This is a genomic window from Erwinia piriflorinigrans CFBP 5888 (assembly GCF_001050515.1).
GTDB lineage: Bacteria > Pseudomonadota > Gammaproteobacteria > Enterobacterales > Enterobacteriaceae > Erwinia > Erwinia piriflorinigrans.
On record NZ_CAHS01000013.1, the window covers coordinates 352,551 to 359,859 of the forward strand.

At 51.7% G+C, this 7,309-nt stretch carries 8 protein-coding genes, 5 tRNA genes and 5 other RNA genes; all 18 read left to right on the forward strand.

The features are described from left to right. Window positions 1-13 precede the first annotated feature (13 nt). The 18 genes from cydX (at window position 14) to EPIR_RS06165 (ending at window position 7,267) form a co-directional block, all read left to right on the forward strand. Complete coding sequence (gene cydX / locus EPIR_RS18090) at window positions 14-121, forward strand: cytochrome bd-I oxidase subunit CydX (protein WP_023654447.1); 108 nt, start codon at window positions 14-16, stop codon at window positions 119-121. 243 nt (window positions 122-364) lie between these two features. Further along, entirely contained in the window at window positions 365-769 is a 405-nt protein-coding gene (gene ybgC, locus EPIR_RS06110; RefSeq protein WP_023654448.1) for a tol-pal system-associated acyl-CoA thioesterase, read from the forward strand. Next, window positions 766-1,452: a Tol-Pal system protein TolQ gene (tolQ, locus tag EPIR_RS06115; protein ID WP_048697007.1), complete on the forward strand. Its 687-nt coding sequence runs from the start codon at window positions 766-768 to the stop codon at window positions 1,450-1,452. The genes ybgC and tolQ overlap by 4 nt, the downstream gene beginning before the upstream one ends. 12 nt (window positions 1,453-1,464) lie before the next feature. After that, on the forward strand, window positions 1,465-1,893 hold the full coding sequence (gene tolR, locus EPIR_RS06120; RefSeq protein WP_023654450.1) for a colicin uptake protein TolR: 429 nt from the start codon (window positions 1,465-1,467) through the stop codon (window positions 1,891-1,893). A gap of 29 nt (window positions 1,894-1,922) precedes the next feature. Continuing rightward, complete coding sequence (tolA, locus tag EPIR_RS06125; protein WP_023654451.1) at window positions 1,923-3,173, forward strand: cell envelope integrity protein TolA; 1,251 nt, start codon at window positions 1,923-1,925, stop codon at window positions 3,171-3,173. A gap of 109 nt (window positions 3,174-3,282) precedes the next feature. Then, the gene (gene tolB / locus EPIR_RS06130) at window positions 3,283-4,575 is read left to right on the forward strand and encodes a Tol-Pal system beta propeller repeat protein TolB (protein WP_023654452.1); all 1,293 of its coding nucleotides are present in this window, start codon (window positions 3,283-3,285) and stop codon (window positions 4,573-4,575) included. Between the two features lie 44 nt (window positions 4,576-4,619). Next, window positions 4,620-5,138: a peptidoglycan-associated lipoprotein Pal gene (gene pal, locus EPIR_RS06135; protein ID WP_023654453.1), complete on the forward strand. Its 519-nt coding sequence runs from the start codon at window positions 4,620-4,622 to the stop codon at window positions 5,136-5,138. A 9-nt stretch (window positions 5,139-5,147) separates the two neighbouring features. Then, a complete protein-coding gene (gene cpoB / locus EPIR_RS06140) occupies window positions 5,148-5,957 on the forward strand; it encodes a cell division protein CpoB (protein ID WP_023654454.1) in 810 nt (269 codons plus the stop codon). 163 nt (window positions 5,958-6,120) lie between these two features. Further along, window positions 6,121-6,196, forward strand: a tRNA-Lys gene (locus EPIR_RS06145). Window positions 6,197-6,208: 12 nt separating this feature from the next. Further along, window positions 6,209-6,333: non-coding RNA, RtT sRNA (locus tag EPIR_RS18095), on the forward strand. Between the two features lie 22 nt (window positions 6,334-6,355). Then, a tRNA-Lys gene (locus EPIR_RS06150) sits at window positions 6,356-6,431 on the forward strand. A gap of 13 nt (window positions 6,432-6,444) precedes the next feature. Continuing rightward, window positions 6,445-6,568, forward strand: a non-coding RNA gene (locus EPIR_RS18100) — RtT sRNA. Between the two features lie 13 nt (window positions 6,569-6,581). Continuing rightward, window positions 6,582-6,706: non-coding RNA, RtT sRNA (locus EPIR_RS18105), on the forward strand. A gap of 32 nt (window positions 6,707-6,738) precedes the next feature. Beyond that, a tRNA-Val gene (locus EPIR_RS06155) sits at window positions 6,739-6,814 on the forward strand. A gap of 4 nt (window positions 6,815-6,818) precedes the next feature. Next, window positions 6,819-6,894: transfer RNA gene (locus EPIR_RS06160), tRNA-Lys, on the forward strand. Window positions 6,895-6,907: 13 nt separating this feature from the next. Further along, window positions 6,908-7,032, forward strand: a non-coding RNA gene (locus EPIR_RS18110) — RtT sRNA. Window positions 7,033-7,045: 13 nt separating this feature from the next. After that, a non-coding RNA gene (locus EPIR_RS18115) (RtT sRNA) lies at window positions 7,046-7,162 on the forward strand. A 32-nt stretch (window positions 7,163-7,194) separates the two neighbouring features. Then, a tRNA-Val gene (locus EPIR_RS06165) sits at window positions 7,195-7,267 on the forward strand. Window positions 7,268-7,309: the final 42 nt, after the last annotated feature.

The window sequence follows — 7,309 nt, forward strand, 5'->3', positions numbered from 1 at the left end:
AAGGATCGTCATTATGTGGTATTTTGCCTGGGTTCTTGGCACGTTACTGGCCTGCGGCTGCGGAATTATTACGGCTCTGGCGCTGGAGCAAGCAGAAGCACAGACCGGGAGTGACGAATAATCCTGATGACAAAGGTTAGCTCTCGTCTTTAGCAAGTATAACGGGGCCCGTACAGGGCCCCTGTCTATGGAAGTGGCTAGATTGTTTGTTAATGATTGTTTAACAAATATGCTAAAATTAACGAAGTTGTAAGCGTGTAATAATTATTTTCACTCCCCTATGGCAACCCATTCCCAAGGCGTATGCTCTTGCGTATAGTAGCAACGTTTTCCTGACCAACGTTTAGCAATATCGGGATGTAGAGTGAGTACAACGCTGTTTCGATGGCCGGTACGTGTCTATTATGAAGACACTGACGCCGGCGGTGTGGTCTTCCATGCCAGCTATGTCGCTTTTTATGAACGGGCACGCACTGAAATGCTGCGCCAGCACCATTTCAGTCAGCAGGCTCTGCTTGAACTGCAGGTGGGCTTTGTTGTGCGGCGGATCACGGTCGATTACCTGGCTGCTGCTCGTCTTGACGAGCTACTTGACGTGCAAAGCGAGGTTGTTGCCATGAGCAGAACTACTATGACATTTGCACAACGCATCATAAATGCAGAAGGGCGTGTGCTCAATGAGGCAGAGGTTTTGATCGCCTGCATCAATCCACATCTAATGAAGCCGATAGCGCTTCCTAAGTCTATTGTCGCGGAGTTCAAGCAGTGACTGACATGAACATTCTTGATTTGTTCCTGAAGGCGAGCCTTCTGGTCAAACTTATTATGTTGATTTTGATCGGGTTTTCTATCGCCTCTTGGGCAGTGATCATTCAACGTACACGTATCCTCAATGCGGCCGTGCGTGATGCAGACGCATTCGAAGATAAGTTCTGGTCCGGTATTGAGCTGTCGCGTCTTTATCAGGAAAGCCAGGCTCGTCGGGATGAATTAGGCGGGTCGGAACAAATTTTCTATGCGGGGTTTAAAGAGTTTGCCCGCCTGCATCGTGCTAACAATCATGCTCCAGAAGCCGTGGTGGAAGGAGCGACGCGTGCGATGCGTATTTCCATGAACCGTGAGCTGGAAACGCTGGAAAACCATATTCCTTTTCTTGGCACCGTCGGTTCCATCAGTCCATATATTGGTCTGTTTGGTACGGTCTGGGGGATTATGCATGCGTTTATCGCGCTGGGCGCGGTCAAACAGGCCACATTGCAGATGGTCGCTCCGGGGATTGCCGAAGCATTGATCGCCACTGCCATCGGTCTGTTTGCGGCTATCCCTGCGGTTATGGCTTATAACCGACTGACTCTGCGCGTGAATAAGCTGGAACAGAACTACGATAACTTTATGGAAGAGTTCACGGCTATCCTGCACCGTCAGGCGTTTTCTAGCGACGTCGGCAAGTAAGTCGGAGGTTATATGGCCAGAAGACGTGGTCGCGGTCGCCGCGAAGTCAAATCCGAGATCAATATTGTGCCGCTGCTGGACGTGCTGTTGGTACTGTTGCTGATATTCATGGCAACAGCGCCGATTATCACCCAGAGCGTTGAGGTCGATTTACCGGACGCAACAGATTCTAAAACCGTCTCCAGTAATGATAATCCACCGGTCATTGTGGAAGTTTCTGGCGTAGGGCAGTACAGCCTGGTTGTCGATCATGACCGGATGGAGCAGTTGCCGGCAGAACAGGTCGTTGCCGAAGCGCAGAGCCGCCTGACGGCTAATCCTAAGACGGTATTCCTTATTGGCGGAGCCAAAGAGGTTCCTTATGAGGAAATCATTAAGGCATTGAACTTGCTGCATCAGGCGGGCGTGAAGTCTGTTGGATTGATGACGCAGCCGATTTAATTCATACGAACCGTTTTTGGGAACCGACAGTGTCGAAGGCAACCGAGCAAAACGATAAGTTAAAACGTGCCATAACCCTATCAGTGATCCTGCATATCATATTGATTGCACTACTGATATGGAGCTCGTTTGACGAAAATATAGATGCCAGTGGCGGTGGCGGCGGCGGTAGCGATATCGATGCCGTTATGGTTGATCCGGGCGCAGTGGTAGAGCAGTATAATCGTCAGAAAAATCAGCAAAGCGACAGCCAGCGTGCAGAGCAACAGCGTGATAAGCAGGCGAAACTGCAGGCGGAAGAGTTGCAGCAGAAGCAGGCCGCTGAACAGCAGCGTCTGAAGCAGGTCGAGAAAGAGCGTCTTCAGGCTCAGGAAGAGGCGAAGCAGCAGGCTGCCGAACAGAAACAAGCGGCGGAAGACGCTAAGCAAGCCGCAGCTGAAGCACAGAAACAGGCGGCGGAAGACGCTAAAAAAGCGGCTACTGAAGCGCAGAAACAGGCGGCGGAAGAGGCTAAAAAAGCGGCGGCTGAAGCACAGAAACAGGCGGCGGAAAAAGCTAAGCAAGCTGCAGCTGATGCACAGAAAAAAGCGGCAGAAGAAGCTAAACAAGTAGCGGCTGACGCTAAGAAACAGGCTGAGACTGAAGCTAAACAGGCGGCCGCACAAGCCGCTAAAGCAAAAGCAGCTACCGACGCGAAAGCTAAAGCGGCGGCAGAGGCGAAAGCGGCTCAGGAAGCGAAAGAGCAGGCCGCTGCCGAGGCCAAAGCGCAAGCGGCGGAAGCCGCGAAAGAGAAAGCGGCAGCCGCCGCGAAGGCAAAAGCTGATGCTGCCGCGAAGGCAAAAGCCGCAGCGGATGCGAAAAAGAAAGCGGCTGCTGAAGCGGCGAAAGAATCCGGCGACGTCGGTGACCTTCTGGGCGATCTCACCGCGGGCAAAAACGCACCGAAGTCGGGCAAGGCTGCCGGCGGAGGCGGTGCCGCAGGGCAGGGCCAGCAGAAGAAAGCGGGCGCATCGGGTGCCGAAATTAACAGTTATCTGGGTCAGGTGAAAGGCGCGATCGAAAGCAAGTTTTACGACGCTGACACCTTTGCAGGCAAGACCTGTGATGTACACATTAAACTGGCTCCTGACGGACTGCTCATTTCTGCCACTGGGGCAGGAGGCGATTCAGCGCTTTGTCAGGCGGCAATTAATGCGGCGCGTATGGCTAAAATCCCCAAACCCCCGAGTCAGGATGTTTGGCAGGCGGTGAAAGAGGCCACTCTCGAATTTAAGCCGTAAGATTTTGCTAACCTGTGTGCTGTTGAACTATGTTAAACAGGTCGTACTCTTAGGATAGTTGATAAATAGCTAATTATCGTGGGTGTGATACCCAGATAAGGGAGAAATAATGAAGCAGGCATTTCGTGTAGCGCTGAGCGTTTTAATGCTGTTTGTGGCGGTTGCGCATGCAGAAGTACGCATTGAAATTACTCAGGGTGTGAACACCGCTCGTCCTATTGGCGTTGTGCCATTTAAATGGGACGGCCCAGGTGCCGCGCCGGAAGACATTGGTGGCATCGTTGCTGCGGATTTACGTAATAGTGGTAAATTTAATCCAATCGATCGTGCACGTTTACCGCAACAGCCCACTTCGGTAGCGGAAGTGCAGCCTGCGGCCTGGACCGCGCTGGGCATTGATGCGGTTGTTGTTGGGCAGGTTCAGCCAGGGGCTGACGGCAGCTATACGGTCTCTTATCAGTTGGTTGATACATCTGGAAATCCGGGGGCGGTGCTGGCTCAGAACCAGTTCAAAGTCACCAAGCAGTGGTTGCGTTATGCTGCGCACAGCGCCAGCGATGAGAGTTTTGAAAAACTGACAGCAATTAAAGGTGCATTCCGTACCCGTATCGCCTATGTTGTGCAGACTAACGGCGGTCAGTTCCCATACGAACTGCGTGTTTCTGATTATGATGGCTACAACCAGTTTGTTGTGCACCGCTCGCCACAGCCGTTGATGTCTCCGGCCTGGTCGCCTGACGGTAGCAAAGTTGCTTATGTGACCTTTGAAAGCGGCAAGTCTGCGCTAGTTATTCAGACTCTGGCAAATGGTGCAATCAGGCAGGTCGCCTCTTTCCCACGGCACAATGGCGCACCGTCATTTTCACCGGATGGCAGCAAGCTGGCGTTTGCATTGTCTAAAACCGGAAGCCTGAATATTTATGTAATGGATGTTGGATCTGGTCAGATTAGTCAAATTACCGACGGCCGTTACAACAGCACAGAGCCTACATGGTTCCCGGATAGTCAGAGCCTGGCTTACACTTCCGATCAGGCAGGCAGGCCACAAATTTATAAAATCGGCGTTAACGGCGGCACTGCCCAACGCATTACCTGGGAAGGTTCACAAAACCAGGATGCGGACGTTAGCTCCGATGGCAAATCTATGGTGATGATTAGCACCAATAGCGGCGCTCAACACGTCGCTCGACAAGATCTGGTAACCGGAGCCGTTCAAAAACTAACGGACACGTTCCTGGATGAGACGCCAAGTCTCGCACCTAACGGCACAATGGTAATCTATAGCTCCACTCAGGGCATGGGTTCCGTATTGCAGTTGGTTTCGACGGATGGGCGTTTCAAAGCGCGTCTTCCGGCAACTGATGGACAGGTAAAATTTCCTGCCTGGTCGCCGTATCTGTGATGCATGTGTAAATATGTATGGCAAACTATAATAGGAATTAAAAAATGCAACTGAATAAAGTGCTGAAAGGCTTCATGCTGGCACTGCCAGTTATCGCAGTAGCGGCATGTAGCTCTCACAAAAACAACAACAGCGACCAGACTAACGGAATGGGCTTGGACGGTTCTGCCAACAGCGGTATGAACAGCGGCAACATGTCTTCTGATGAGCAGGCTCGCCTGCAAATGCAGGAACTGCAGAAAAACAACATCGTTTATTTCGGTCTGGACAAGTATGACATCCAGTCTGATTTCGCTCGGATGCTGGATGCGCACGCTAATTTCCTGCGTAGCAACCCATCTTACAAAGTGACTATTGAAGGTCATGCGGATGAGCGCGGTACCCCTGAGTACAACATCGCCTTGGGCGAACGTCGTGCTTCAGCGGTCAAAATGTACCTGCAGGGTAAAGGCGTTGCTGAAGATCAGATCTCTATCGTTTCTTACGGTAAAGAAAAACCTGCAGTACTGGGTCACGACGAGTCAGCGTATGCTAAAAACCGTCGTGCCGTACTGGTATACTAAGAGAGTCACATGATTAGTAGCTTCAGAACTCATCTCCTGAGTCTGTCGTTACTGATTGGCGTAGCGGCCCCCTGGGCCGCTAATGCCCAGGCATCAATCAGTAGCGTTGGCTCCGGCTCGGTTGAAGACCGTGTCACTACCCTTGAGCGTATTTCGAACGCTCAGGCTCAACTCCTCCAGCAACTTCAACAGCAGCTTTCCGAAACGCAAAACGATATTGACGCTTTGCGCGGGCAGATCCAGGAAAACAGCTATCAGCTTAATCAGGTGGTTGAACGTCAGAAAGGCATATATCAGCAGATTGACAGTTTGACCAGCGGCGCTTCAAATGCCGCTGCGGCACCGTCGGGAAACGTTGATAAGGCTGCATCTGCAACGGACAGCGCCACAACAGATAACAAAGCGGGTAGCAACACCGCAGCAGCGTCTGTACCTGTTCAGAGCGGCGATGCCAACACTGACTATAATGCTGCGGTTGCATTGGTGCTGGAGAAAAAACAATACGATAGTGCTATTTCGGCTTTTCAGGCTTTTGTTAAGAATTACCCGGATTCAACCTACCAACCCAATGCTAACTATTGGCTGGGGCAGCTGAATTACAACAAAGGCAAAAAAGACGATGCGGCGTACTATTTCGCCACCGTGGTAAAAAAATATCCTAAGTCACCTAAAAGTGCTGATGCTCTGTTTAAGGTTGGGGTGATCATGCAGGAAAAGGGTGATAAGGCGAAAGCGAAAGCGGTTTATCAGCAGGTCATAAAGCTGTATCCGAATAGCGAGGCCGCGAAACTGTCTGAGAAGCGATCTGCAACGCTTTAAAAGCGCTAAAGGGCCTGTTTTTGCCTGAATTATGCTCTTACCGCATGAAAGCTAAGCAGTTGGACTCTCAGTATTGAAATAGTGGTTGCGCTGGAAATTCAAATCAGTAATATATGCCGCCGTTGCCGGGGGATATGTTCAGAGGCTCCAGCAGCACAAAAGTGGGTCGTTAGCTCAGTTGGTAGAGCAGTTGACTTTTAATCAATTGGTCGCAGGTTCGAATCCTGCACGACCCACCACTTTAAAGTAGTATACGGTGAAAACCGTGCAGGGTTCGAACCTGCAGCAGGTCGAGTCGAGCGAAAGCGAGACAACGTTGCCAGAGGCAACGACCCGCAGAGCGAGGCGTAGCCGAGTCATCCTGCACGACCCACCACTTTAAAGATTTACAGAATTTCGGGTCGTTAGCTCAGTTGGTAGAGCAGTTGACTTTTAATCAATTGGTCGCAGGTTCGAATCCTGCACGACCCACCATATTTAAAGTAGTAAACGGTATAAACCGTGCAGGGTCGAACCTGCAGCAGGTCGAGTCGAGCGGGAGCGAGACAGCGTTGCCAGAGGCAACGACCCGCAGGGCGAGGCGTAGCCGAGTCATCCTGCACGACCCACCATATTTAAAGCAGTAAACGGTATAAACCGTGCAGGGTTCGAACCTGCAGCAGGTCGAGTCGAGCGGGAGCGAGACAGCGTTGCCAGAGGCAACGACCCGCAGGGTGAGGCGTAGCCGAGTCATCCTGTACTACCGGTTACAGCAAGCAGTTTGAATAAATAGTTTCGATATGGGTGATTAGCTCAGTTGGTAGAGCATCTCCTTTACACGGAGGGGGTCGGCGGTTCGAGCCCGTCATCACCCACCATATCGGGTCGTTAGCTCAGTTGGTAGAGCAGTTGACTTTTAATCAATTGGTCGCAGGTTCGAATCCTGCACGACCCACCATATTCAAAGCAGTAAACGGTGTAAACCGTGCGGGGTTCGAACCTGCAGCAGGTCGAGTCGAGCGAAAGCGAGACAGCGTTGCCAGCGGCAACGACCCGCAGGGCGAGGCGAAGCCGAGTCATCCTGCACGACCCACCATATTCAAAGCAGTAAACGGTATAAACCGTGCAGGGTTCGAACGGTCGAGTCGAGCGGGAGCGAGACAGCGTTGCCAGAGGCAACGACCCGCAGGGCGAGGCTTAGCCGAGTCATGTTGTACCACCGGTTACAGCAAGCAGTTTGAATAAATAGTTTCGATATGGGTGATTAGCTCAGTTGGTAGAGCATCTCCTTTACACGGAGGGGGTCGGCGGTTCGAGCCCGTCATCACCCACCTATCGGGTCGTTAGCTCAGTCGGTAGAGCAGGGGATTGAA

What these genes read in the sequence shown, in the direction of transcription:
- pal (WP_023654453.1), top strand. Translation starts at nt 4,620, where the DNA reads ATGCAACTGAATAAAGTGCTGAAAGGCTTCATGCTGGCACTGCCAGTT.
- tolB (WP_023654452.1), top strand. Translation starts at nt 3,283, where the DNA reads ATGAAGCAGGCATTTCGTGTAGCGCTGAGCGTTTTAATGCTGTTTGTG.
- cydX (WP_023654447.1), top strand. Translation starts at nt 14, where the DNA reads ATGTGGTATTTTGCCTGGGTTCTTGGCACGTTACTGGCCTGCGGCTGC.
- tolR (WP_023654450.1), top strand. Translation starts at nt 1,465, where the DNA reads ATGGCCAGAAGACGTGGTCGCGGTCGCCGCGAAGTCAAATCCGAGATC.
- cpoB (WP_023654454.1), top strand. Translation starts at nt 5,148, where the DNA reads ATGATTAGTAGCTTCAGAACTCATCTCCTGAGTCTGTCGTTACTGATT.